This window comes from Pseudomonas sessilinigenes (assembly GCF_003850565.1).
In the GTDB taxonomy this organism is placed as follows: domain Bacteria; phylum Pseudomonadota; class Gammaproteobacteria; order Pseudomonadales; family Pseudomonadaceae; genus Aquipseudomonas; species Aquipseudomonas sessilinigenes.
This window is the reverse complement of record NZ_CP027706.1, coordinates 6,091,631-6,116,640: the sequence shown is the minus strand read 5'-3', so window position 1 is coordinate 6,116,640 and position 25,010 is coordinate 6,091,631. Positions and strand designations below refer to the sequence as shown.

Here is a 25,010-nt window from a genome sequence, read left to right as displayed (position 1 = left end):
TTGCGTTTTTGTGTGCACTCGATGCGGGTCCGCACGCTCGGCGAGCGTTCGGGGCATGGCCTTGCGCGCCTGTACGCGCAGGCCGCCTCGCCGCGGCGCCAGGGACCGAGGTCAAGCCGCGTCAGTTGAAGCCGATCGTGGTGCTTTGGCGGGTTTCGCGATCGTGCAATTGATCGATATTGGTCTCATAGGTGCATTGCCCGCTGCACTTGTGTTCGTAGCTCACCGAGGGTTTGAACTGCAGTTGGAGCTTATGGGTATCGGGCTCGGTGGCCTGGGGCGTGGTGCTGCTGGGCGCCGCCAGTTCAGGTTCGGGGTAGCGCAGGTCGAGGCTCGCGGACTGGGCCGCAAGGGACAGGGTCGCGAGCAGCAACCCCGGGAGCATTGTTTTGCGATTGAACATCATGGGTTACGCACTGCCATACAAAAGGTTGCCGATTATAACGAACCAGCCGACGCCGATTTAACCCAAAAGATCCGCAGGCCTGCATGAAGTATTTGTCACCGGCTCGGCCTGCGCCTGCTTCTACACTGCCACTGAATCCCGTGGCCAAGGACATTGCCCATGCCGACACGATCCGCAGCGAGCATTCTCGATACCCTTGAGGGCCAGCGCCTGCGTGGGCCGGCGGCCGAGCAGTGGCGTCAGTGGGGACCGTACCTGAGTGAACGGCAATGGGGCACGGTGCGCGAGGACTACAGCGCCGATGGTGAGGCCTGGACGTACTTCCCCCACGACCAGGCCCGCAGCCGCGCCTATCGCTGGGGTGAGGATGGCCTGGCCGGGTTCTCCGACAAGGACCAGCACTGGTGCCTGGGCCTGGCGCTGTGGAACGAGCAGGACAGTATCCTCAAGGAGCGCCTGTTCGGCCTGGACAACGCCGAGGGCAATCACGGCGAGGACGTCAAGGAGCTGTATTTCTACCTCGACGGGGTGCCCAGCCATGCCTACATGCGCATGCTCTACAAGTACCCACAGCGCTCCTTTCCCTATGCCGACCTGGTGGCGGAGAACGCCCGTCGTGGCTTGGCCGACGCCGAGTACGAGATCCTCGACACCGGTGTCTTCGAAGATGATCGCTATTTCGATGTGATCGTGGAGTATGCCAAGCACACCGCCGATGACCTGTTCATGCGGGTCACGGTACACAACCGCTACCACCAGCCGGCACGTCTGCGGGTCTTGCCCCAGGTCTGGGCGCGCAACGACTGGAGCTGGGGCGCAGGGACCCAGCCCAGCTTGCGCCTTGCGGGCGAGCGGTTGCTGGCCCAGCACCCCAGGCTGGCCGAGCGCGAAGTCAGCGCCTGGGGCGCGGGGCCCTGCCAGTGGCTGTTCTGCCACAACCAGAGCAACTTCCCCCGGCTCGATGGCCTGGCCTCTCCGGGGCCGTTCAAGGACGGTATCAACGATTACCTGGTGGACGGCCAGGCCACGGCTGTGAGCTTCGACTCCGGAACCAAGGCCGCTGCTCACTTCACCCTGGAATTGGCCGGTGGCGAAACGCGCAGCCTGTACCTGCGCTTCGCCCCGGTGGACTGCGAACAGGTCAACGCTCGCAGCCTGTTCGAGCAGCGTCGACGTGAGGCCGACGAGTTCTATGGTGCCTTGCAGCAAGGCATCGCCGATCCGGATGCGCGCAACGTGCAGCGCCAGGCCCTGGCCGGGCTGTTGTGGTCCAAGCAGCTGTACTACTTCGACGTCAACCAGTGGCTCGACGGCGACCCCGGGCAGCCGGCGCCGCCGGCCCAGCGCCTGCATCTGCGCAACAGCCATTGGCGGCACCTGGCCAATGCCGACATCGTCAGCATGCCCGATACCTGGGAGTACCCCTGGTACGCCTCCTGGGACCTGGGTTTCCAGGCGGTGGCCTTCGCCCTGATCGACCCAGGCTTCGCCAAGCAGCAACTGTTGCTGCTGGTGAAGGACCGCTTCATGCACCCCAACGGCCAGTTGCCGGCCTATGAGTGGCGCTTCGACGATGCCAACCCGCCAGTGCATGCCTGGGCCTGCTGGCGGGTCTACCAGCAGGAGAAGACCCTCACCGGCGAGGGCGACATGGACTTTCTCGAACGGGTCCTGCACAAGCTGCTGCTGAACTTTTCCTGGTGGGTCAATCGCAAGGATGCCGAGGGTCGCAACCTGTTCCAGGGCGGTTTTCTCGGCCTGGACAACATCGCCTTGTTCGACCGTTCGGCGCCGCTGCCCGAGGGATTCAGCCTCGACCAGGCCGATGGCACCGCCTGGGTCGCGGCCTACGCCCTGGACCTGATGCGCATGGCCCTGGAACTGGCCCGACGCAATGCGGTGTACGTGGATATCGCGGTGAAGTTCTTCGAGCATTTCCTGTACATCGCTGGCGCCATCAACCGGGTGGACGACGGTACCGAGGGCCTGTGGGACGAGGAGGACCGGTTTTTCTACGATGTCCTGCACAGGCCCGACGGGCGCAGCGAGCCATTGCGCCTGCGTTCCATCGTCGGCCTGATGCCCTTGTTCGCGGTGCAGGTGCTGGAACAGCACGAACACGAATGCCTGCCGGGCCTGGCCCAGCGCTTGCTGGGTTTCTTGCACCACAGGCCGGACCTCGCCAGCCTGGTATCGCGCTGGTACGAGCCGGGCAAGGGCAATCGCTTGCTGCTGGCATTGCTGCGGGGCGAGCGCACCAAGGACCTGCTCAAGCGCATGCTCGACGAAGACGAGTTTCTCAGCGAGTTCGGCATCCGTTCCTTGTCCAAGGCCTTCGAGCGACCGTTCGCCATGCAGGTCGATGGCAAGCAATTGTGTGCCCGCTATGAGCCGGCCGAGTCCGGCTCGCGACTCTACGGTGGCAACTCCAACTGGCGCGGGCCGTTGTGGATGCCGATCAACTACATGCTGATCGAATCCTTGCGCGAGCTGCATCGTTACTACGACGTCAATTTCTCGGTGGAGTACCCCCGGGGTTCCGGTTACCTGGCGTCCCTGCAGGAGGTGGCCGACAGCCTGGGCCAGCGCTTGACCCGCCTGTTTCTCATGGATGAGGAGGGGCGCAGGCCGTCGATGAGCGGTTATGCGCAGTTGCAGGGCGATGCCCGGGATCGCGAGCTGGTGTTGTTCCATGAGTATTTTCATGGCGACAACGGGCGTGGGCTGGGGGCCAGCCACCAGACCGGCTGGACTGCATTGGTGGCGCTGTTGTTGCAGCCGGAGAACTGAATCCGTCGCCCGGCGAGCCGGACGACGATTCAGGAAGGGGACGGTCGGCTTAGCCTACCAGGGCGATGTCCTGGGGCTTGGCCCAATTCTCGATCAGGCGCTCAGGGGTGCAGCAGGCCTTGCGCTTGTACACGAAGTTGCGGCACTTCTGGGCGAAACCCTTGCGGTTCTGCACCATGTCCATGTGCATTTCCTCAAGCTCGGCATTGCGGCAGTGCTGCATCAGTTGTGGGTCGGCATCGAGCTTGCGTTGGCGCAGGTGCTGGTAGCGCGGGTCGCTGAGCACGCTGTTGGCCCGTTGCAGCAACCACAGGCCGAATTCATCCGGGCAGCGTGGGCCGATCTCCTGGACCATGCCCATTTGCAGGGCCTGGAGGGCGCTGATGGGCAGGCAGGCCTCGGTCAACTGGCGGGCCAGCAACTGGCCAACGGCACGGGGCAGGCTGTAGGTCCAGTATTCGGAACCGAACAGGCCCATGCTCTTGTAATGCGGGTTGTACACCGTGTCGGCCCGGGCCAGGACCACATCGGCGGCCAGGGCCATCATCAAGCCGCCGGCCCCGGCGTTGCCGGTCAGGCCACTGACCACCAACTGGCGGGCGGTCAGCAGTTCGCGACAGACATCGTCGATGGCCTGGATGTTGGCCCAGGCTTCCAGGCCCGGCTCGGGAGCCGCCTGGATCACGTTCAGGTGCACACCGTTGCAAAAGGCCCCGCGCCCGCCACGCACCAGCAGTACCTGGATGTCGCGGGCCTTGGCCCATTGCAGGGCGCTGACCAGGCGCTGGCACTGTTCGGTGCTCATGGCGCCGTTGTAGAACTCGAAGGTCAGCTCGCCGACCTTGCCGGATTCGCGATAACGGATCGGTTGGTAGGCCTCGGTGCTGAACGGGCTGCTGGCCACCGACCAGTCCAGCACCGGTACCTGGGCCAGGCGCTCGCCGAGCACATGCCGCGCCGGGCGCTTGAAGGTTTCTTCGCCGCTCTGGGGCTTGAGCCGCAGGGAGCCGATCCACAGGCTGCTGTCGCCGCAGGCTACCAGCACCGCGTCGTCGTGCACTGCGAGCAGTTCCCCCGGGGTGCCGGTGCGCGGGTCCAGGTGCGCGTCGTACACGTAGTATTGGCCGCCGGCCAGGCTGGCCAGGACTCCAGGCTGGCCATCGGCGGCATCGATGCTGCGCTTGATGAACTGGGCACAGTCATGCCAGCTGAAGGTGCGGTCCGCCTGCTTCATGTTCGGTTGCAGGCGACCGAGCACCGAGGGCTTGTCATAGTCCAGCGGCTCGGGGGTATGGCCATTGCGGAATTTCTCCACCACATCGCGGATGCAGTGGATCGCCGCATCGCTCACCGGGCCGTTGTACAGCTCGGACTTGCGCATCCCGGCTGGCAGGTTGAATTCGTGGGTGGCCCAGATCGGCCCGGCGTCCATTTCCTCCACGGCCTGCAGGGCAGTGACGCCCCAGCGCTTGAGCTCCTTGCTGATGGCCCAGTCCAGGGCGCTGGCACCCCGGTCGCCGACGATGCCCGGGTGAATGATCACCACCGGGCGCTTGGGGTTGCTCCACAGCTGCTGGGGTACCCGGTCCTTGAGGAAGGGGCAGATCACCAGGTCGGCGCCGGCTTCCTCGATCTGCCGGCAGACTTCCTCTTCGCTGGTGAACAACACCACGCTCGGGCGGTGGCCTGCCTGGCGCAGGTCGAGCCATGCACGTTGGGTCAGGCCATTGAAGGCGGTGGATAGCAGGATGATCTTCAGTGATCGCATGAGCTGGCTCTTCCGTGAGTGACAAGGTGGCGGGCGGTTCCCAATGAGCCGTCCTTGGCCGTGATGGAGGCGCAAGAGTAGGGGCGTGCGACGGGGTGGCTGCTGACCGAGATCAATCAAGCGAGAGGCAAGGAGCAGCGTCTGCTGAATGGCTTATTCCTTTTTGTTACTTTTATTTAATTTTTAATTACTTCCATAAGGATTCCGCGCTGTTGCACAGTCGCTTCCTCATTTTGTGCCGGGGCTGATCCGGCAGTGTCGTTGGCATGCGAGGCGCGAGCGCCTTTCGAGGGAGCAAGGCATGGGGGCGAATCCGAACCCGCACTACCCGCTGGTCGGGCAGATGTTCAAAAGGGACTATCAATGGCTTTGCGCTTGCGTCGCCAGGGCCCTGGGATGTCATCACAGCGCCCAGGACATCGCCTCGGAGACCTTCGTGCGCATCCTGGCGCTGCCCGACCCTACGGTCATCCGTGAGCCACGGGCGCTGCTGACCACCATCGCCCGGCGCCTGGTCTATGAGGGCTGGCGCCGCCAGGACCTGGAGCGGGCCTATCTGGAGAGCCTGGCGCTGGCGCCTGCTCCCGTGCACCCGTCGCCCGAAGAACGGGCGTTGCTGATCGAGGCGCTGTTGGCCGTGGACCAGTTGCTCAACGGTTTGTCGGCCAAGGCCAAGGCGGCGTTTCTCTATCACCAGCTGGACGGCCTGACCTATGTCGAGATCGGCGCGCTGCTGGGGGTGTCCACCAGCCGGGTGCAGCAGTACATGGCCGAGGCGTTCAAGCGCTGCTACCTGGCATTGGTGGAGGCATGAGTCGCTCGCGGATCGACCCGGCGGTGGTGGACGAGGCCGCCCAGTGGATGGCCCTGTTGCAGTCGGGCCAGATGAGCGCGGTGCAAGCCGAGGCGTTCGCCGCCTGGCGCAGCGCCGACCCTGAGCATGAGCAGGTCATCGGCCTGATGGGCGGCGGGTTCGCGGCCCTGCAGCACAATGCCCTGCGCCAACTGAGCCGCGACAGCCTGCTGCACAGCCTCAATGCCCCCTCGAGCCGGCGGCGCTTCATCGGCAGCAGCCTGGGCCTGCTGGGCGTGGCGTTGGCGGCGGGGCTACTGGGGCGCCAACTGGATGGGTGGCGGCCTGCCGGCGCGCTGTACACCGGCGTGGGCGAGCGCCGCAGCCTGAGGCTCGACGACGGCAGTGCGCTGGTGCTCGATGCCTGTACCCGGGTGGTGGCGCATTTCGACCAGGGCCAGCGCCAACTGGAGCTGTGCAGTGGTGAGTTGCAGGTGGACGTAGCCAGGGACCCGTCGCGGCCGTTCGTGGTGCAGACCGTGCATGGCCGCATGCGTGCCCTGGGCACTCGCTTCCTGGTGCGCCGCGACGAAGCCTCGACCCAATTGGTGATGCTGCATTCCCAGGTGGAGGTGCTGACGGCCAATGGCACGCGGCAGGTGGCGACGGCGGGGCAGAGCCTGCGTTTCGACGGCCAGGGCTTGTTGGCCCTGGAGGCGGCCAAGGGCTATGAAAGCGCCTGGACCCAGGGCCTGCTGGAGGCGCGCGATAGGCCGCTGGGAGAAATCGTCGAGCAGTTGCGCCGATACCGGCGCGGCATCCTGCGGGTCGATCCCGAGGTCGCCGACTTGCGCCTGAGCGGCCTCTATCCGCTGGACGAAAGCGATCGCACCCTGCAACTGCTGGAGCGCTCGCTGCCGATCCGGGTGCGTTACCACAGCCCCTACTGGGTCAGCATCGAGCCACGCCAAGGCGGGTTATAAGCTCATAGCCCCTTGGCCTAACCCGCGCCCTATAAAAAGACGCCTACCGCTGCTCATTCCCTGCAACTGCATTCAACAGGGAAGGGCTTCGGGATGTCTTCACAGAACTGTTTCAACCGTCCGTTCCGGCACCTGTGCCGATTGTCGCTGGCCGTGGCCCTGGGCATTGCCGGTTGTCCGGCGCCGCTTCTGGCCCAGGAGCCGGTGGACGGGATCTTATCCTTCGATATCGCCAAGGGGCCGCTGGACCAGGTGCTGCTGGACATCTCGCGCCAGAGCGGGGTGCCGATCTCCTTCCGCCAGGACCTGGTGCAAGGCAAGCAGGGGCCGGCTATCCATGGCGCTCTGGATGCCCGGCAGGCGCTGGAGCGGGCGTTGCAGGGCAGCGGCCTGGAAGTCGAGGCCAGCGAGCAGGGCCTGGTGCTGCGTCCGGCGGCAACCACACCCGCCCCGGTGGTGAGCCGGGCCAGTAGCTCCGCCAGTGCCAGCGAACCGAGGCTATCGAAGGTCACGGTCACCGGCTCGCGCATCGCCCGGGCGCAGACCGACGGCGCGACTCCGGTCACCGTGATCACCCAGCAGGAGATGGAGGCCCGGGGTTACCGCAATGTCTACGACGCCCTGGCGACCCAGACCCAGAACACCGGCATGACCCAGGGCGAGGACTATGGCAACACCTGGCAACCGGCGGCCAGCGCCCTCAACCTGCGTGGCCTGGGGCCCAACCATACGTTGGTGCTGATCAACGGCCGGCGAGTGGCGGACTATCCGATCGCCTATGGCGGCCAGGTCAACTTCACCAACCTGGCCAATATCCCTTCGGCGGTCATCGAACGTATCGAGATCCTCAGCAGCGGGGCTTCGGCGGTCTACGGCTCGGACGCCATCGCCGGGGTGGTCAACATCATCCTCAAGAAGAAGATCGACGGCATCGACCTCAACCTGCGCGGTGGCACCAGCGAGCGTGGTGGTGGCGACAATCAGCGCCTGCAACTGAGCGGTGGCGGCAGTTGGGGCGATTTCGACGGCTTGTTCGGCCTGGAACTGACTCGGCGCGAACCGATCTGGGCCGACGACCGCGGGTTCATGAGCAGCAGCCCAGCGGTGGACGTCGGCTACCGGCGCAATCTCGACACCGGCCGTTACCTGGGCCCCGGGTGCGGCGCCTACCAGGGCACTTTCGGTAATCACCTGAGCGGTAGTGGCGGGCGCTGCACCACTGACCAGATGTACAACGACTACTGGACCTTGCAGACCCAGAAGGAAAACTACGATGGCTACACCCGCGGCACCTGGCACTTCAGCGATAGCGGGCAGTTGTACGCCGACCTGATGTACGGCCTGGACCATATCCAGAACAACACCCGCGGCCCGACCTTTACCTCCCCGGATTTCATCAACGCCAACACCGGTAACCTGGAGCGTTGGTTCCGGCGTTTCTCCGAGGAGGAGATCGGTGGGCGTACCAGCAACAACAGCAAATGGCGCGAGACTTCCTGGACCGGCACCCTGGGCTTGTCCGACCAGCTTGGCGACAGCGGCTGGAGCTACGAGCTGGCGGCCAACCGTTCGGAGTACCGCAGCGTGCGCAGCACCCGTTATCGGCCGTTGTCGACCATCCGCGATTTCTACCTGGGCCCGCAGTTGGGTACCCAGGATGGACACCCGGTGTTCGCTCCGGACCCGGCGCGCCTGGACCGGCCCCTGACTCCCGACGAGTGGCGCCAGTTCCGTCGCAACCAGACCGAGACCAGCCGCTCGGTGTCGCAGACCTACAACGCCTCGATCAACGGCGACCTGTTCGACTTGCCCGCTGGGCCAGTGGGGTTTGCCGGGGTGCTGGAGATGGGCAAACAGCAGTACCGCACAGATCCTGATTCGGCGCTCAACGACGGAGTGTTCTATGGCGCTGCGCCGGCCCAGAGTTCCGGTGGTTCGCGCAAGCGCTACGCCCTGGGCGGCGAGTTCAGCGTGCCGGTCACCGATAGCGTGCTGGCGTCCCTGGCCGGACGCTGGGACCAGTACAAGTTCGCCGATCGCAGCGAACAGCAGAAGACCTATAACCTGGGCCTGGAGTGGCGTCCGCTGACCAGCCTGCTGGTACGCGGCAGCTATGGCACCAGCTTTCGTGCGCCGGACCTGAACTACATCTACCAGGCCGACAGCAACGGCTACTACCCGGACCAGATCGACTACTACGGCTGCAGCAAGGGTGTGGAGGGCGCCTGTGATCGCGGGCGGGTGGACTATGTACAGAGTGGTACCAGCGACCTGAAGTCCGAGCGCGGCAAATCCTGGACCTATGGCCTGGTGTGGTCGCCGTCGCGCAACTTCGATGTTTCCGCCGACTACTGGCGCGTACAGATCGACGACTTGCTGACGAGCGTGGATCAGAACCGCCTGTTGCAGGAAGAGAACGCCTGCCGCAGCGGCGCCCAGGACATCAACTCGGCCAGTTGCCAGGCAGTGCTGGCACGGGTCCAGCGCAACCCCGGCAATGCCGCGGTGGACCCCAACAAGCTGCAGCAGGTGCGGGTCAATGCCATCAACGCTGCCAGCGAGCGGGTCAGCGGCCTGGATCTCAAGAGCAACATTCGCTGGGGCGCTGGCGACTACGGGGCGTTCAGTTCGACCCTGGGCTACACCCTGGTGCTTTCGCATTACTACAAGGAGTCCGACCAGGCCACGACCCTGGATTTGCGCTCCGACCGCAGCAACCATGACTGGCGCAGCAAGGCCAACGCCAGCCTGACCTGGGACTATGAGCACTACAGCACGACCCTGATGGGCATTCGCTACGGCAGCGTCACCAATGGCAACGGCGATGGCCGGCTGTCGCCCTGGACGGTGTTCAACGCCAGCGCCCGCTACAAGATCAACGACCGCGCCAGCCTCGGCCTGACCGTCAACAACCTGCTCAACCAGTACAAGCACGACGATTCCGGCGGTTGGCCCTATTACCCTACGGGCAACTACGACGCCTACGGGCGCCAATGGTGGCTGGACCTGAGCTACCACTTCGGCAGTTGAACCCCCGTGGCCCTGCGGGCCATGCGCAGCCTGCGGCAGCGGCTACACCAGCGGCGGTTCTTGTAGCCGCTGCCGAGCTGGCGAGGCTGCGCCAAGATCCGCAGGACCTTCAGCGTTGGGGCGAGCGGTGCATCCCGGCGGGTATAAGGTCAGCTCCCAACGGTCTAAACCGGGCCTATAAAAAAACTCTGGCCATTGCACATCCCTGCATAAACCTAACGCAGGGATGGTTATCCATGAGTCTGTCTGTACCCCGTAAATCCCCCTTGAGCCTGGCCTTGCTGCTGTCTCTGCAGGTTGTTCCAGCTTGGGCCGCCAGCGAGTCGTTCGACCTGCCCGCCGGTCCGCTGGACCAGACGCTGCTGGGTATCTCGCGCCAGAGCGGCTTGCCGATCTCTTTTTCCCAGGCGCTGGTGGCCGGGCATTCCGCCCCGGCGATCAAGGGCCAGCTAAGCCATAGCCAGGCCCTGGCCCTGGCGTTGCAAGGCACTGGCCTGAAGGACGAGGAGGGCACCCAGGGCGTGGTGATCAGCGCCGCAGCGACCCCGGCTGCCAGCGTGGCCCCGGCGACCTTCGCCGAGCCCACCACCCAGTTGCAGCGGGTCGAAGTCACCGGCTCGGCGATCCGCCGGGTCGATGCCGAGACCGCGGTGCCGGTCACCGTGCTGCGGGTCGAGAAGCTGCGCGAGCAGGGCGTGACCAGCACCGAGGAACTGATCAACCGTATTTCCGCCAACCAGTCCTCGGTGGGCTCCGGGCGTTCGGTGGGCTCCAGCAGCGGCGGCGCGGCCTTCGCCGACCTGCGCGGCATCGGTCCGAACAAGACCCTGGTGCTGCTCAATGGCCGGCGCCTGAGCAACAACGCCACCAGCTCCAGCAACGGTTCCGGGGTGGACCTGAACACCATTCCCTTTGCCGCCATCGACCGGGTCGAGGTCCTGCGTGACGGTGCCTCGGCGCTGTACGGCACCGATGCCATCGGCGGGGTGATCAACTTCATCACCAAGACCAGCCTCACCACCGGCCAGGTCAGCACCAGCTACGACACCCCGACCCATTCAGGCGGTGGCCAGAGCAAGAACTTCAGCGGCAGCTGGGGTTTCGGCGACCTGGAGGAAGATCGCTTCAATGTCTTTGGCGTGGTCAGCCACGACAAGCAGGAGCGCCTGGCGGCCAAGGACCGTGGCTACACCTACAACTACCAGCCCGGTCGCGGCCTGGACTACACCTCCGGCACGGCCTACCCGGCGAACTGGACCCAGGGCGGCAACGCCACCAATCCCCTGGCCGGTTCCGGCTGCAACGCCCCGGGGCTGCTGTCGCGCAATGGCATCTGCCGGCAGAGCCTGTGGAGCTACCTGGACCTGGTGCCGGAAACCGAGAAGACCTCGGCCTTCGCCAAGGCCACCGGCAAACTGGGCGATGAACATAACGTCAGCCTGGAATACTTCTGGGCACGCAACCAGAACCGCACCCAGATCGGCCCCGGCACCTTGATGGGCAACCAGATCAACCCGGGTACCGCGTTCTATCCGGGCAATGGCATCACCCCCGGCCCCAGCGATTTTGTCCTCGACCCCTCGCAACCGGTCTCGGTGAACTGGCGTGAAGCCCCGGTCGGCGCTCGTCGGCATGAAGACGACAACAGCAACCAACGCTTGCTGCTGAGCTTCGACGGCAACGTGGCCGGCTGGGACTACAACCTGGGCGCGGCCTACAACCAGAACAAGGTGACCAACACCATCCGCAGCGGTTATGTGAGCGACCTGGCGGTGCGCCAGGGGATCGCCAACGGGGTGATCAACCCCTTTGGGCCGCAGACCAGCGCAGGCCAAGCCTTGCTGGCGGCCAATACGGTGAGCGGCGACTACGGCACCGCTGTGGGCCGGGTCAAGTCCATCGACGGACGTGCCAGCCGCGAGATCGGCGACTGGTTCGGTGCGGGGCCGGCCGGCCTGGCCCTGGGTGGCGAGTACCGCAAGGAGGATTTCCATCAGGATTTCGCGGCCTTTGCCGGCGACTTGCAGAACCTGGGGGTCGATCCCAATGGCGCCGTGACGGGCGATCGCAGCGTGCAGGCCCAGTACGCCGAGCTCAGCGTACCGGTGCTCGACAGCCTGGAGCTGTCGGCCGCGGTGCGCCATGACAAGTACAGCGACTTTGGCAGCACCACCAACCCCAAGTATTCGTTCCGCTTCCAGCCGTTTCGCGAGTTGGTGGTTCGCGGTGCCTATAGCGAAGGTTTCCGCGCACCTTCGTTGTACGAGTTGTACAACCCGAGCTATACCACCTTCACCAACGCCAACTACAACGATCCGGTGCTGTGCGCCGGTGGCAATCCGAGCAATGGCGGGATCGCCAACCGCGACTGCGCCCAGCAGTTCAACCGCAGCTCTGGTGGCAACCGCAACCTCAAGCCCGAGACCGCGCGCAACGTGACCCTGGGTTTCGTCTACCAGCCCTTCGAGCGCCTGACCACCGGGCTGGACTTCTGGTGGATCGACATCGCCAACCAGATCGCCGAGTTCCCCGAGTCCTCGCCGTTCGAGAATCCCGGCTTGTATCCCGATCGCCTGGTACGCAAGGCCGATGGCTCCATCGACCATGTGGTCACCGGCCTGTCCAACCTGGGCAAGCTCAAGACCGAAGGGGTGGACGTCAACTTCGACTATCGCCTGCCGGCCCTGGCCTGGGGCCAGTTCGGCGTGGCGCTGCAAGGTACCTACGTCAACCGCTACGAGTACCAGCAAGAGCTCAAGGGCGCCTTCATCGACAAGCTGGGGGATTTTCGCGGCGGTGATTTTTCCTCCGCCGGTGCAGTGGCACGCTGGCGCCACAGCCTGACCGCGACCTGGAACCAGGGGCCGCTGGGCGCCAGCCTGACCAACCGCTACACCAGCGGCTATCACGATTCGGACCCCAGCACCCATCACAGCGTCGGCGCCTACAGCGTCTGGGACCTGGCAGGCACCTACACCTGGCGCAAATCCCTGGCCGTCACCCTGGGGGTGAAGAACCTGCTGGATCGCGAGCCGCCATTCAGCAACCAGACCTACACCTTCCAGAGCGGCTACGACCCGCGCTACTCGGACCCCTTCGGGCGGACCTTGTATACCCGGCTCAGCTACAGCTTCTGAACCGAGCGGAAACAGCAGTCCGAAGGTTTTTTAGTAACCAATGGATCTAGACCCCGCTCTATAAAAAGGCCGGCCTGATTGCACAAGGCAGGCAGGAGCGGGGCGTTGCGATCATCGAGAATCGCGTCCGGGTACCTGGCGCACGGGCCCTCTTGGCTCGCGCGCTCCCGGTCGCTGTCTAGAGGGGCTTGTTGCAATGCCGTTGCGAACCATCTTCTTGCTCTGGCTGTGGGTGCTGCTGAGCCCGGCGGTGTCGGCTGCCGTGCAACCGTCGTTGACGGTGTACGGCGAGGCACCGAAGTATCCGGCAGGCTTCAGTCACTTCGACTATGTCAATCCGTACGCGCCCAAGGGCGGCAGCCTGCGCCGTTCTGCCCTGGAGAGCGGACCGTTCGATCACCTGGTGCCCTACATCGACAAGGGCACTGGGGTGGCCGAGGTCGATGGCTGGGTCTACGCGCCCCTGGCCTACCGCTCCCAGGACGAGCCCTACACGGTGTATGGCCTGGTGGCCCAGGGCCTGGAGCTGGCCCCGGACCGGCGCTGGCTGCGGTTGTACCTGAACCCGGCAGCGCGCTTCGCCGATGGCCGGCCGATCAGCGCCAGCGATGTGCGCTTCACCTTCGAGCTGTTGATGACCCAGGGCAGCCTCAAGTACCGCCAGCAGTTCGCCGATGTGGCCGAGGTCCTGGTGGAGTCGCCCAGCCAAGTGCGCTTTGTGTTCAAGAATGCCGAGAGCCGCACCTTGCCCCTGGACCTGGCGTCGCTGCCGGTACTGCCCGAGCATTGGTGGCGGGGGCGCAATTTTGCCGATGGCGGGGGCTTCGAGCCACCCCTGGGCAGTGGCCCGTACCGGGTGGCCAAGGTGGATGCCGGGCGCAGCGTGACCTTCGAGCGGGTCAAGGACTGGTGGGGCGAGTGCCTGCCGGTGGCGCGCGGGCGCTACAACTTCGATCGCCTGCGCCTGGAGTTCTTTGCCGATACCGATGTGGCGCGGCAGATCCTCAAGTCCGGTGGCTACGACTACAACCGCGAGTTCTCCGCCACTGCCTACACCATCGGTTATGCCGGTGCCGCCCTGGACGATGGCCGCCTGCAGCGCGAGCACCTGGCCCCTGGCGCGGCCCAGGGCACCCAGGGCTTCGTCTTCAATTTGCAGCGACCGCTGTTCCAGGACCGCCGGGTCCGCCAGGCCATCGCCTTGCTGTGGGATTTCGAATGGAGCAACCGGCAGATGATGCGCGGCATGTACCTGCGCCAGCGTAGCTTCTTCTCCCACAGTGAACTGGCGGCGGTGGGCCTGCCGTCGGCCGAGGAGCTCAAGATTCTCGAACCCTGGCGCGCTCAGGTCCCGGATGAGGTCTTCACCCAGGTGTTCGAGGCGCCCAGGACCGATGGCAGCGGGATCGTCCGTGGCCAGCAGTTGCAGGCGCTGCGACTGCTGCGCGAAGCCGGCTGGGTGCCCAGCGGCGATCGCCTGGTGAATGCCGCCGGCGAGCCGCTGCAGTTCACTTTCCTCAACGGCCAGAAGGGCTTCGAACGCCTGTTGCTGCCGTTCAAGCGCAACCTGGCGCAGATCGGTATCGGCTTCGACATTCGCCAGGTGGACAACGCGCAATACACCAACCGGGTGCGCAGTCGCGACTACGACATGATCGTCGTCGGCTACCCGGTGTCCCAGGCTCCGGGACGCGAGTTGTTCAACTACTACGGCGCCGAGGGGGCCGACGACCCCGGCTCGAACAACTACATGGTGCTGAGGAATCCGGTGGTGGATGCCCTGCTCGAGGGCCTGGTCCGGGCCGACAACCGCAGCAGCATGCTGGCCCATGCCCGGGCCCTGGACCGGGTGTTGCAGTGGGGCTACTACTGGATTCCCAACTATTACCCGCCGGGCATTTCCACGGTGTGGTGGAACCGCTTCGGCCGCCCGGCGATCGCCCCGTTGTATGACGCCGGGCTGGACAGCTGGTGGGAAATCAGCCCGACGGCGTTGACCCAGGGCCAGATGCGCAAGCGCAGCGCGGAGGTGGTCCATGCTGGGCTATAGCCTGCGGCGCCTGCTGCTGATCGTGCCGACCTTGTTGTGCATCCTGTTGGTCAATTTCGTCATCGTCCAGGCCGCTCCCGGAGGACCGGTGGAGCAGGCCATCGCCCGTTTGCAGGGTATCGGCGCCAATGCCGCGGTGGGCGGCGGGCATGTGGAGAGCGTGGCCGGCGAGTCCCGGGCCAGCCGGGGCCTGGACCCCAAGCTGCTGGCGGACATCGAGCGCCAGTACGGTTTCGACAAGCCTGCCAGCGAACGCTTGTGGCTGATGCTCGGGCAGTACGCCCGGCTGGACTTCGGCAAGAGCTTTTTTCGCGGCGCCACGGTCACCGAGCTGATCCTGGACAAGTTGCCGGTGACTTTGTCCCTGGGCCTGTGGGCGACCCTGATCACCTACCTGGTGTCGATTCCCTTAGGGATTCGCAAGGCGGTGCACAACGGCTCGGGGTTCGATGTCTGGAGCAGCGCGGCGATCATCGTCGGCTACGCCATGCCGGGGTTCCTGTTCGCCCTGTTGCTGATCGTGGTGTTCGCCGGCGGCACCCTGCTGGACTGGTTCCCGGCCCGCGGCCTGGTCTCGGACGACTTCGACCAGCTCTCGGCCTGGGGCAAGGTGGCGGACTACTTCTGGCACCTGGTGCTGCCGGTCAGCGCGCTGGTAGTCGGTGGCTTCGCCACCCTGACCCTGCTGACCAAGAACAGCTTCCTCAACGAGATCTCGCGCCTGTACGTGGTCACCGCGCGGGCCAAGGGCCTGAGCGAGCGCCAGGTGTTGTATGGCCACGTGTTTCGCAACGCCATGCTGCTGGTGGTGGCGGGGCTGCCCCAGGCGTTGGTCACGGTGTTCTTCGGCGGTTCGCTGCTGATCGAGGTGATCTTTTCCCTCGATGGCCTGGGGCGCATGAGCTACGAGGCGGCGGTGGCCCGGGATTACCCGGTGGTGTTTGGCTCGCTGTTCATCTTCACCCTGTTCGGGCTCTTGATAAAACTGCTGGGCGACCTGGCCTATACCCTGGTCGATCCGCGCATCGACTTCGCCGCGAGGAACCTTTGATGCCTGTCCTGTCTCCCTTGGGCCGGCGTCGCTGGCAACGTTTCAAAGCGCACCGGCGTGGCTGGTGGTCGTTGTGGCTGTTCCTCGGCTTGTTCACCCTGAGCCTGGGCGGCGAGCTGATCGCCAATGACAAGCCGTTACTGGTGTCATGCCAGGGGCAGTGGTATTTCCCGGCCTTGCAGCGCTATACCGAGCAGGAGTTCGGTGGCCAGCTGCCGTTCCAGCCGGATTACCGCAGCGCCGCGGTTCGCCAGTTGATCGAAGGGCAGGGCGGTTGGTTGTTGTTCGCGCCGATTCCCTTCGGCTACGACACCATCAACTATGACCTGACACAACCGGCCCCCAGCCCACCCAGTGGCGATAACTGGCTGGGCACCGACGACCAGGCCCGGGACGTGCTGGCCCGGGTGATCTTCGGGGTGCGGGTGTCGCTGCTGTTCGCCTTGTCGCTGACGGCCATCAGTGCGCTGGTCGGCATCGTTGCCGGCGCCCTGCAGGGCTACTACGGCGGCTGGGTCGATCTCTGGGGACAGCGCTTGCTGGAGGTCTGGTCGGGGCTGCCGGTGCTGTACCTGCTGATCATCCTGTCCGGCTTCGTCGAGCCGAACTTCTGGTGGCTGCTGGGGGTCATGGCGCTGTTCTCCTGGCTGGCCCTGGTGGACGTGGTGCGCACCGAGTTCCTGCGCAGCCGCAGCCTGGAGTACGTCAAGGCGGCCCGGGCGCTGGGGGTGAACGATGTGCAGGTGATGGGCCGGCATATCCTGCCCAACGCCATGAACGCCACCCTGAGCTACCTGCCGTTCATTCTCACCGGGGCCATCGCCACCTTGTCGGCCCTGGATTTTCTCGGCTTCGGCATGCCCGCTGGCAGCGCGTCGCTGGGCGAGCTGGTGGCCCAGGGCAAGAGCAACCTGCAAGCGCCCTGGCTGGGGCTGACGGCGTTCTTCGTCCTGGCATTGATCCTGTCGTTGCTGGTGTTCATCGGCGAAGGCTGCCGCGATGCCTTCGATCCCAAGAGTTGAAACTGCGAGTGCCCAAGATGACCCAAGCCCTGATTGAACTACGTGGCCTGAAAGTGGCCTTCGGCGCCACCGAGGTGGTGCATGGCCTGGACCTTCAGATCCGCCCTGGTGAGTGCCTGGCGCTGGTGGGCGAGTCCGGCTCCGGCAAGTCGGTGACCGCCCACAGCATCCTGCAATTGCTCGACCCGCGTGCGGCGCGGATCGAGGGCAGCATCCGCTATCGCGGGGAGGAGTTGCTGGGGGTGGCGCCGGGGCGTTTGCGCCAACTGCGCGGCAACCGTATCGCGATGATCTTCCAGGAGCCCATGAGCTCGCTCAATCCGCTGCACAGCGTCGAGCGGCAGTTGGGCGAGACCCTGCGCCTGCACAAGGGGTTGGCGGGAGCCCAGGCCCGGGAGCGGATCCTCGAACTGCTGGAGCTGGTGGGGATCCAGCAACCCCGGGAGCGGCTCAAGGCCTACCCGCACCAGTTGTCCGGGGGCCAACGCCAACGGGTGATGATCGCCATGGCCCTGGCTTGCGAACCGGAGCTGCTGATCGCCGACGAGCCCACCACGGCCCTGGATGTGACCGTGCAGCGCAAGATCGTGCTGTTGCTCCAGGCGTTGCAACAGCGCCTGGGCATGGCGTTGCTGATCATCAGTCATGACCTGAACCTGGTACGCCACATTGCCCAGCGCGTGGCGGTAATGCGCGGCGGCTGCATTGTCGAGCAGGCTGATTGCCAGCAGTTGTTCCAGGCGCCTCGACATCCCTACAGCCTGGAGTTGCTCAATGCCGAGCCCGGTGGCCAGGCCCTGCCCAGGGGGAGCAGTGAAACCCTGCTGGCGGTGGAGCGACTCAAGGTCTGGTTCCGCCAGGGCGGCGGCTGGTGGCGGCCACGGCGCTACCTGAAGGCGGTGGATGGCATCGACCTGCAACTGCAACGGGGCAAGACCCTGGGCATCGTTGGTGAGTCCGGCTCGGGCAAGTCGACCCTGGGCCAGGCGATCCTGCGGTTGATCGCCAGCGAAGGGCACATCCGCTTCAATGGACAGGCCCTGGAGGGATTGGAGGGGGCGCAGCTGCGGCCGCTGCGCCGACAACTGCAGGTGGTGTTCCAGGACCCGTTCGGCAGCCTCAGTCCGCGCCTGAGCGTGCAGCAGATCATTGCCGAGGGCTTGCGGGTGCACACCGACCTGGACCCTGGGCAACAGGAGCGGGCGGTGATCGAGGTGCTGGAGCAGGTGGGCCTGGACCCGGCCGCGCGGCATCGTTATCCCCACGAGTTTTCCGGTGGTCAACGCCAACGCATCGCCATCGCCCGGGCCCTGGTGCTCAAGCCTGAACTGATCCTGCTGGACGAGCCCACCTCGGCCCTGGACCGCACAGTGCAGAAGCAGGTGGTGGCACTGCTGCGGCGCTTGCAGCAAGAGCATGGCCTGACCTACCTGTTCATCAGCCACGACCTGGCAGTGGTCCAGGCCCTGGCCCATGACTTGATCGTGATGAAGGACGGCCAGGTGGTGGAGCGTGGCCAGACGCAGCAGTTGTTCGCCGCGGCGCAACACCCCTATACCCGGGAGCTGCTGGCGGCATCCGCCGTGGCACCGATGAGGCAACTTGCCCAGGGCTGAAACGACGAATCCCGCCATGGGGCGGGATTCGTCAGGAGCTGGAAACTGTGCCGCTTAGGCTGGGAACAGTTCGCTCAGTTTCATGGCCAGCATCATGTCGCCTTCGGTGCGCAGCTTGCCGCCCATGAACGCCTGCATGCCGTCGGTTTCGCCGCTGACGATGCCGTCCAGGGTCTCGCCGTCCATCACCAGGGTGACCTGGGCGTCTGGGTTCTCGCCTTCCTTGAGTTCGCAGGTGCTGTCTTTCACTACCAGCGAGAAGTGCTTGGTGTCATCGATGCGGAAACCGAAAACCAGGTCCAGGCCGGCAGCGGCAGCTGGGTTGAACTTGGCTTGCATGGCTTTTACGGCGTCAGCTACGGAGGTCATGGTTCGATCCTTTTATGGGTGGTTACAGCAAGGTTCACAGTGAATCGGGCTCAACGGAAGGTGATGAGCTCCGGTGCCTTCAACAGTTGCAGATGCGTATGACCGTTGAAGGAAGCCAGGGACACCTCGCGTCCGCGAAACTTCAGCTGGTTGAGCGAGGTGTTGACGATTTGCCAATTGAGTTCGAAGGCCTGCTGGGCGGGCATCCGGGTGATCAGGTGGAGCAGGGCGGTGATGGTGCCGCCGGAGGTGAACACAGCGATCTTCTGCCGGTTGTCCGCGGCCTCCAGGATTCGTTGCAGGCCACCCTGGACCCGCTCGACGAAGCCCAGCCAGCTTTCCAGCCCGGGTGGGTCGTAGGTGCCGGCCAGCCAGCGCTGGATGATCAGGGCGAAGATGCGTTGGAATTCAGCACGATTTTGCGCGGCGTTGCGCAGGGTGTTCAGCGCCTCGGGTTCCTGGGACAACAGGTCGGGCAGCAATGCGCGGATGATGGCGTCGGCGTCGAACTCGTTGAATGCCGGGTCGATCTCCAGCGTCGGCCGGGCCAGGCCGGCAGCGCCGAGCTGCTCCAGGGTGGCCTGGGCGGTATGCTGTTGGCGTTGCAGGTCACCGGACAGGCAGCGATCGAAGTTCACTCCGAGGGCGGCCAGGTGGTCGCCCAGGACGCTGGCCTGGCGAACACCGATGGGCGACAGCACGTCATAGTCGTCTGCACCGAAGGAGGCCTGGCCATGTCGAATCAAGTAGATGCTGCCCACGTCCGCGTCATCCCGGCACGTTGAAAGTTTTGCGAGGTTATGAGGATGCCGGTGAGCTGTCAATGAAAAAACATACGCTTGTTTGAAATGATTGTTGGAGCGTGATTACACAAGGTTTCGCGACTGGTGGCCGACCGGTCGCGCCGGTATGCTTGGACCCATTGCGCCGCGGGTTGGCGGCGATCATGCGTAAGGAGTTTCCGTGGAGTTTTTTGTCGAGTACGCCAGTTTCCTGGCCAAGACCGTGACCCTGGTGGTCGCCATCCTGGTGGTGCTGATCACCGCCGCCGCCCTGCGCAGCAAGGGGCGGCGCAAGGGCGTCGGGCAGTTGCAGGTCAGCAAGCTGAACGATTTCTACAAGGAGCTGCGCGAGCGCCTGGAGCAGAGCCTGTTGGACAAGGATCAGCTCAAGGCCTTGCGCAAGGCCAAGGGCAAGGCCGAGAAGAAGCAGAAGAAGCAGCCCGCCGAGGATAAGCCGCGGGTGTTCGTGCTGGATTTCAACGGCGATATCAAGGCCTCGGCCACCGAGGGCCTGCGTCACGAGATCACTGCGTTGCTGAGCCTGGCCACGCCCAAGGATGAAGTGGTGCTGCGCCTGGAAAGCGGTGGCGGCATGGTCCATAGCTATGGCCTGGCCTCCTCGCAGCTGGCGCGTATTCGCCAGGCCGGGGTGCCGCTGACCGTGTGCATCGACAAGGTCGCGGCCAGCGGCGGCTACATGATGGCTTGCATCGGCGAGAAGATCATCAGCGCACCGTTCGCCATCCTCGGCTCCATCGGCGTGGTGGCGCAGTTGCCCAACGTCAATCGCCTGCTGAAGAAGCACGACATCGACTTCGAGGTGCTCACCGCCGGTGAATACAAGCGCACCCTGACCGTGTTCGGCGAGAACACCGAGAAGGGCCGGGAGAAGTTCCAGGAGGACCTGGACGTCACCCACCAGCTGTTCAAGAACTTCGTGGCCCGCTATCGCCCGCAACTGGCCATCGACGAAGTGGCCACCGGCGAAGTCTGGCTGGGTGTGGCGGCCCAGGAAAAACAGCTGGTGGACGAGTTGCAGACCAGCGACGAGTACCTGGCCGAAAAAGCCAAGGCGGCCGAGGTGTTCCACCTGCACTACGCCGAGCGCAAGAGCCTGCAGGAGCGGGTAGGGCTGGCGGCCAGCGGTTCGGTGGACCGCGTGTTGCTGACCTGGTGGAGCCGCCTGACCCAGCAGCGTTTCTGGTAAGGCCGCGCGAGCTTGCCGTTGGTGCTCTCCTTGAGAGCGATCGCGGGCAAGCCTCGCTCCTACAACGAAGCTCGAACCCATGGCTTTTGTAGGAGCGTGCCGGCGATGACGGTCTAGAAGACGCCAGATACAAAAAAGCCCTGGAGCGGGAAACCGGTCCAGGGCTTTTTGTTGGCGCGACGCTTAGCGGCGGCGGAACAGCGGCAGTGGCTGGTCGGTGGAGGCCTGGTAGGTCACCGAGAAGTCCTTGAGGCTTTCCAGGGCTTCGTAGGGGTCCTTGTCGGCCCGCAGCGCGTAGGCGTCGAAGCCACAGCGTTGCAGGTAGAACAGCTGGTCGCGCAGCACGTCGCCGATGGCCCGCAGCTCGCCCTTGTAGCCATAGCGATCACGCAGCAGGCGGGCGTTGGAGTAGTTGCGGCCGTCGGTGAAGGCCGGGAAGTTCAAGGCAATCACCTGGAAGTTGTGGACATCGTCGCCGATTTCTTCGGCTTCTTCGTCTGCGTCCAGCCAAATGCCCAGGCCGCCGTCACGGGCCTTGAGCGCGTGGCCGTGATCGCGCCACAGGGCCAGCGGCACGATTAGGTCGTCGCAGTTGGAGATGCCGTCGAGGGTCGCGTCCTTGGGCAGCAGGTGCCAGGTTTCGTCGACGACCTCGTTGTTCTTAATGATTCGCTGCATAGACGCGCTCCTTGAAGAGGTCGATGCCAATACGTTGGTAAGTGTCGATGAAACGCTCGTCTTCGGTGCGTTGCTCCACGTACACGTCGATCAGCTTGGAGATCACATCGGGCATGTCGTCCTGGGCGAAGGACGGGCCGAGGATCTTGCCCAGGCTGGCGTCGCGGCTGGCGCTGCCGCCCAGGGAGACCTGGTAGAACTCCTCGCCTTTCTTGTCGACGCCGAGGATGCCGATGTGGCCCACGTGGTGGTGGCCGCAAGCGTTCATGCAACCGGAGATGTTCAGGTCCAGCTCGCCGATGTCGAACAGGTAGTCCAGGTCGTCGAAACGGCGCTGGATGGATTCGGCGATCGGGATCGACTTGGCGTTGGCCAGGGAGCAGAAATCACCGCCAGGGCAGCAGATGATGTCGGTCAGCAGGCCGATGTTCGGGGTGGCGAAACCGTTTTCCCGCAGCTCGCCCCACAGGGTGAACAGCTGGCTCTGCTCGACGTCGGCGAGGATCACGTTCTGCTCGTGGGAAGTGCGCAGCAAGCCGAAGCTGTAGCGGTCGGCCAGGTCGGCGATGGCATCGAACTGCTTGTCGGTGACATCGCCCGGGGCCACGCCGGTGGGCTTGAGCGACAGGCTCACGGCCACGTAGCCCGGCTTCTTGTGGGCCAGGGTGTTGCGGGTGCGCCAGCGGGCGAAACCCGGGTGCTCCTGGTCCAGGGCGGCGAGGGCGGCATCCTGGTTGTCCAGGGCCTTGTAGTCCGGATCGACGAAGTGCCGGGCCACGCGATGCACTTCGGCCTCGGTCAGGGTGGTCTGGCCGCCACGCAGGTGGACCATCTCGGCATCGACCTTCTCGGCGAACACTTCGGGGGTCAGGGCCTTGACCAGGATCTTGATCCGCGCCTTGTACTTGTTGTCGCGCCGGCCGTAGCGGTTGTAGACCCGCAGGATGGCGTCGAGGTAGCTCAGGAGATCCTGCCAGGGCAGGAACTCATTGATGAAGGCGCCGACCACTGGGGTCCGGCCCAGGCCACCGCCCACCAGCACCCGGAAGCCCAGCTCGCCGGCGGCGTTGTAGTGCGGCTCCAGGCCGATGTCGTGTACCTCGATGGCTGCGCGGTCAGCGGTCGAGCCATTGATGGCGATCTTGAACTTGCGCGGCAGGTAGGCGAATTCGGGGTGGAAGGTGGTCCACTGGCGGACGATCTCGCACCAGGGGCGCGGGTCCACCAGCTCGTCGGCAGCGACGCCGGCGAACTGGTCGGTGGTGACGTTGCGCAGGCAGTTGCCGCTGGTCTGGATGGCGTGCATCTGCACGGTGGCCAGCTCGGCCAGGATCTCCGGCACGTCTTCCAGGGCCGGCCAGTTGAACTGCACGTTCTGCCGGGTGCTGATGTGCGCGTAGCCCTTGTCGTAGTCGCGGGCGATCTTGGCCATCATCCGTGCCTGGCGCGAGTTCAACTGGCCATAGGGCACGGCGACCCGCAGCATCGGGGCAAAGCGTTGGATGTAAAGCCCGTTCTGCAGGCGCAGGGGGCGGAATTCTTCTTCGCTCAGCTCACCTGCCAGATAGCGTCGGGTCTGATCACGGAACTGCTTGACGCGGTCCTCGATGATCCGCTGATCGTACTCGTCGTATACGTACATATAGGTCCAGTTCTCAGGCTACAGGCGGCTTGAAGGCACACTCGGCAAATACTGCGGTGAACAGGTTCATCAGGCCGTTGCGACTGACGTCGATAGCGGCGGGTCACCGGGTTCATCTCGTTCTGCCTTCGTTGATGCTCAACGCTACCCACGTAAGCAAATCTGCGCGCACGGCCGCGCACTCCGATCGGAGCCGCCGAACGATACCAGTTTGCAGTTATGCGCAAAAGTGATGTTTGAGTATATGTAAAGAACCAAAATGACTAACGAAGAGCCTTTATCAGTATCCACATTTGAGGTGTGGGAAATCATGGGCTTAACTGTGGACGTGTCTTTGAGCAGTCACCGATAAAATCTACTAGAGGCGATGCTATGAGCCATCCAACCAAAGCCAGGAAAAACGACAGTACCGTTGATGCTTGGGCCATTCTCTTTCTGATCATACTGGTCGTGGGTACGGCCGTGTTTTGGGTCAGCCACCAATAGCAAGGCGATAACAAAGAGCCTGGGTTGTCGGACAATCGGGACAATTTGCCGCCGTTGGCCAGTATTTTGCCAGTTATACTGCCTGGGATAATTCTGGGGCTCTTTTCGTGATGTTCAAGTTGTTGTGCAAGTGTGTGTTGTGGTTGAGCCTGCCGTTCTGGACCCTGGCTCAGGCCACATCAGTGGTGTTTCTCAATCCCGGCAATTCCACGGAGACCTTCTGGGTCAGCTATTCGCATTTCATGCAGATCGCCGCCAAGAACCTGGGCATGGACCTGCGCATTCTCTATGCCGAGCGCGACGCTGGCAGGACCCTGGAGCAAGCCCGGGAAGTGATCCGCGGGGCGCATAAGCCCGACTACCTGATGCTGGTGAACGAGCAGTACATCGCACCGCAGATCCTGCGGCTTTCCCAGGGTACCGGGATCAAGCTGTTCATCGTCAACAGCGCGCTGACCCAGGACCAGCGCGACCTGATCAGCCAGAGCCGGCACAAGTACTCCGACTGGATCGGCAGCATGCTGGGCAACGATGAAGAAGCTGGCTACCTGATGCTCAAGGAACTCTTGCGCCAGCACGGGCCAGTGGCGGACGGGCAGAGCATCGAACTCCTGGCTTTCTCCGGGTTGAAGGTCACGCCCTCGGCGCAACTGCGCGAGCAGGGGCTGCGTCGGGCCCTGGCCGAATTCCCGCAGGTGCATTTGCGCCAGCTGGTTTATGGCGAGTGGGCACGGGAGCGCGCCTATCGCCAGGCGCAGCAACTGTTGCGTCGCTATCCGCAGACCCGGCTGGTCTGGTCGGCCAACGATGAAATGGCCTTGGGGGCCATGGATGCCGCCCGTGAACTGGGGCTCAAGCCGGGCAAGGACCTGTTGTTCAGCGGCCTCAACAGCTCGCCCGAGGCTTTGCAGGCATTGATCGATGGACAGTTGTCGGTGCTGGTCGCCGGGCACTTCACCCTGGGTGGCTGGGCCCTGGTGGCACTGCACGATGACGCGTTGGGGATCGATCCCCGGCTCCTGGGCGGGCCGGACTGGCGCCTGCCGCTGTTACAACCCCTGACCCGGACCCAGGCCCAGCAATTGCTGCGCCTGGGCAACCAGGCCGGGACGGGCGTGGACTTTCGTGCCTTGTCCGCGCAGGGCAAGCCGGCAGGCTATCGCTACCCCTTCGGCTTGCAATTGCTGCGGCGCTAGATGA

At 64.5% G+C, this 25,010-nt stretch carries 17 protein-coding genes; 11 read left to right on the top strand and 6 right to left on the bottom strand.

All coding sequences use genetic code 11. The features are described 5' to 3' along the window. Positions 1-121 precede the first annotated feature (121 nt). A complete protein-coding gene (locus C4K39_RS27905; RefSeq protein ID WP_124347980.1) occupies positions 122-406 on the bottom strand; it encodes a hypothetical protein in 285 nt (94 codons plus the stop codon). A gap of 159 nt (positions 407-565) precedes the next feature. Between C4K39_RS27905 and C4K39_RS27900 the strand changes: the two genes are divergently transcribed. Beyond that, a complete protein-coding gene (locus C4K39_RS27900) occupies positions 566-3,196 on the top strand; it encodes an MGH1-like glycoside hydrolase domain-containing protein (RefSeq protein ID WP_124347979.1) in 2,631 nt (876 codons plus the stop codon). A gap of 49 nt (positions 3,197-3,245) precedes the next feature. Here C4K39_RS27900 and C4K39_RS27895 read toward each other — a convergent pair whose 3' ends face one another. After that, positions 3,246-4,964: a hydrogenase maturation protein gene (locus tag C4K39_RS27895; protein ID WP_124347978.1), complete on the bottom strand. Its 1,719-nt coding sequence runs from the start codon at positions 4,962-4,964 to the stop codon at positions 3,246-3,248. A gap of 301 nt (positions 4,965-5,265) precedes the next feature. Here C4K39_RS27895 and C4K39_RS27890 point away from each other — a divergent pair, with 301 nt between their 5' ends. From C4K39_RS27890 to C4K39_RS27855, 8 genes are all read left to right on the top strand, one after another. After that, complete coding sequence (locus tag C4K39_RS27890; RefSeq protein WP_068581466.1) at positions 5,266-5,778, top strand: sigma-70 family RNA polymerase sigma factor; 513 nt, start codon at positions 5,266-5,268, stop codon at positions 5,776-5,778. Continuing rightward, the gene (locus C4K39_RS27885) at positions 5,775-6,740 is read left to right on the top strand and encodes a FecR domain-containing protein (RefSeq protein WP_124347977.1); all 966 of its coding nucleotides are present in this window, start codon (positions 5,775-5,777) and stop codon (positions 6,738-6,740) included. The genes C4K39_RS27890 and C4K39_RS27885 overlap by 4 nt, the downstream gene beginning before the upstream one ends. Before the next feature lie 93 nt (positions 6,741-6,833). Further along, entirely contained in the window at positions 6,834-9,770 is a 2,937-nt protein-coding gene (locus C4K39_RS27880) for a TonB-dependent receptor (protein WP_124347976.1), read from the top strand. Positions 9,771-10,006: 236 nt separating this feature from the next. Further along, complete coding sequence (locus tag C4K39_RS27875; protein ID WP_124347975.1) at positions 10,007-12,907, top strand: TonB-dependent receptor; 2,901 nt, start codon at positions 10,007-10,009, stop codon at positions 12,905-12,907. 196 nt (positions 12,908-13,103) lie between these two features. Next, the gene (locus C4K39_RS27870) at positions 13,104-14,957 is read left to right on the top strand and encodes an extracellular solute-binding protein (RefSeq protein ID WP_124347974.1); all 1,854 of its coding nucleotides are present in this window, start codon (positions 13,104-13,106) and stop codon (positions 14,955-14,957) included. Beyond that, a complete protein-coding gene (locus C4K39_RS27865; protein ID WP_124347973.1) occupies positions 14,944-16,008 on the top strand; it encodes a microcin C ABC transporter permease YejB in 1,065 nt (354 codons plus the stop codon). The genes C4K39_RS27870 and C4K39_RS27865 overlap by 14 nt, the downstream gene beginning before the upstream one ends. Continuing rightward, complete coding sequence (locus C4K39_RS27860) at positions 16,008-17,030, top strand: ABC transporter permease (RefSeq protein WP_124347972.1); 1,023 nt, start codon at positions 16,008-16,010, stop codon at positions 17,028-17,030. The genes C4K39_RS27865 and C4K39_RS27860 overlap by 1 nt, the downstream gene beginning before the upstream one ends. A gap of 17 nt (positions 17,031-17,047) precedes the next feature. Further along, positions 17,048-18,646 carry an ABC transporter ATP-binding protein gene (locus C4K39_RS27855; RefSeq protein ID WP_124347971.1) on the top strand — a complete coding sequence of 533 codons (1,599 nt, stop codon included), beginning with the start codon at positions 17,048-17,050 and terminating at the stop codon, positions 18,644-18,646. 54 nt (positions 18,647-18,700) lie between these two features. On the opposite strand, the gene C4K39_RS27850 is transcribed toward C4K39_RS27855, so the two are convergent. Together C4K39_RS27850 and C4K39_RS27845 are read right to left on the bottom strand one after the other, a co-directional pair. Then, entirely contained in the window at positions 18,701-19,015 is a 315-nt protein-coding gene (locus tag C4K39_RS27850) for an SCP2 sterol-binding domain-containing protein (RefSeq protein ID WP_068581441.1), read from the bottom strand. A gap of 50 nt (positions 19,016-19,065) precedes the next feature. Next, positions 19,066-19,776 carry a histidine phosphatase family protein gene (locus tag C4K39_RS27845; RefSeq protein WP_068581439.1) on the bottom strand — a complete coding sequence of 237 codons (711 nt, stop codon included), beginning with the start codon at positions 19,774-19,776 and terminating at the stop codon, positions 19,066-19,068. A gap of 202 nt (positions 19,777-19,978) precedes the next feature. Here C4K39_RS27845 and sohB point away from each other — a divergent pair, with 202 nt between their 5' ends. Then, complete coding sequence (gene sohB / locus C4K39_RS27840; protein WP_124347970.1) at positions 19,979-21,004, top strand: protease SohB; 1,026 nt, start codon at positions 19,979-19,981, stop codon at positions 21,002-21,004. Positions 21,005-21,187: 183 nt separating this feature from the next. On the opposite strand, the gene C4K39_RS27835 is transcribed toward sohB, so the two are convergent. Both C4K39_RS27835 and C4K39_RS27830 read right to left on the bottom strand, forming a co-directional pair. Beyond that, positions 21,188-21,682, bottom strand: coding sequence for a DUF934 domain-containing protein (locus tag C4K39_RS27835; protein WP_068581431.1), 495 nt, complete (start codon positions 21,680-21,682; stop codon positions 21,188-21,190). Next, entirely contained in the window at positions 21,666-23,324 is a 1,659-nt protein-coding gene (locus C4K39_RS27830; protein WP_068581428.1) for a nitrite/sulfite reductase, read from the bottom strand. The genes C4K39_RS27835 and C4K39_RS27830 overlap by 17 nt, the downstream gene beginning before the upstream one ends. A gap of 596 nt (positions 23,325-23,920) precedes the next feature. On the opposite strand from C4K39_RS27830, the gene C4K39_RS27825 reads away from it, so the two are divergent. Continuing rightward, positions 23,921-25,006, top strand: a complete 1,086-nt coding sequence (locus C4K39_RS27825; RefSeq protein ID WP_124347969.1) for an ABC transporter substrate-binding protein — start codon at positions 23,921-23,923, stop codon at positions 25,004-25,006. Positions 25,007-25,010 lie beyond the last annotated feature (4 nt).

Coding starts and splice junctions, on each gene's coding strand:
- C4K39_RS27830 (WP_068581428.1), bottom strand. CDS start 23,324: ATGTACGTATACGACGAGTACGATCAGCGGATCATCGAGGACCGCGTC.
- C4K39_RS27850 (WP_068581441.1), bottom strand. CDS start 19,015: ATGACCTCCGTAGCTGACGCCGTAAAAGCCATGCAAGCCAAGTTCAAC.
- C4K39_RS27905 (WP_124347980.1), bottom strand. CDS start 406: ATGATGTTCAATCGCAAAACAATGCTCCCGGGGTTGCTGCTCGCGACC.
- C4K39_RS27855 (WP_124347971.1), top strand. CDS start 17,048: ATGACCCAAGCCCTGATTGAACTACGTGGCCTGAAAGTGGCCTTCGGC.
- C4K39_RS27870 (WP_124347974.1), top strand. CDS start 13,104: ATGCCGTTGCGAACCATCTTCTTGCTCTGGCTGTGGGTGCTGCTGAGC.
- C4K39_RS27890 (WP_068581466.1), top strand. CDS start 5,266: ATGGGGGCGAATCCGAACCCGCACTACCCGCTGGTCGGGCAGATGTTC.
- C4K39_RS27825 (WP_124347969.1), top strand. CDS start 23,921: ATGTTCAAGTTGTTGTGCAAGTGTGTGTTGTGGTTGAGCCTGCCGTTC.
- C4K39_RS27880 (WP_124347976.1), top strand. CDS start 6,834: ATGTCTTCACAGAACTGTTTCAACCGTCCGTTCCGGCACCTGTGCCGA.
- C4K39_RS27895 (WP_124347978.1), bottom strand. CDS start 4,964: ATGCGATCACTGAAGATCATCCTGCTATCCACCGCCTTCAATGGCCTG.
- C4K39_RS27835 (WP_068581431.1), bottom strand. CDS start 21,682: ATGCAGCGAATCATTAAGAACAACGAGGTCGTCGACGAAACCTGGCAC.
- C4K39_RS27900 (WP_124347979.1), top strand. CDS start 566: ATGCCGACACGATCCGCAGCGAGCATTCTCGATACCCTTGAGGGCCAG.
- C4K39_RS27865 (WP_124347973.1), top strand. CDS start 14,944: ATGCTGGGCTATAGCCTGCGGCGCCTGCTGCTGATCGTGCCGACCTTG.
- C4K39_RS27875 (WP_124347975.1), top strand. CDS start 10,007: ATGAGTCTGTCTGTACCCCGTAAATCCCCCTTGAGCCTGGCCTTGCTG.
- C4K39_RS27860 (WP_124347972.1), top strand. CDS start 16,008: ATGCCTGTCCTGTCTCCCTTGGGCCGGCGTCGCTGGCAACGTTTCAAA.
- C4K39_RS27885 (WP_124347977.1), top strand. CDS start 5,775: ATGAGTCGCTCGCGGATCGACCCGGCGGTGGTGGACGAGGCCGCCCAG.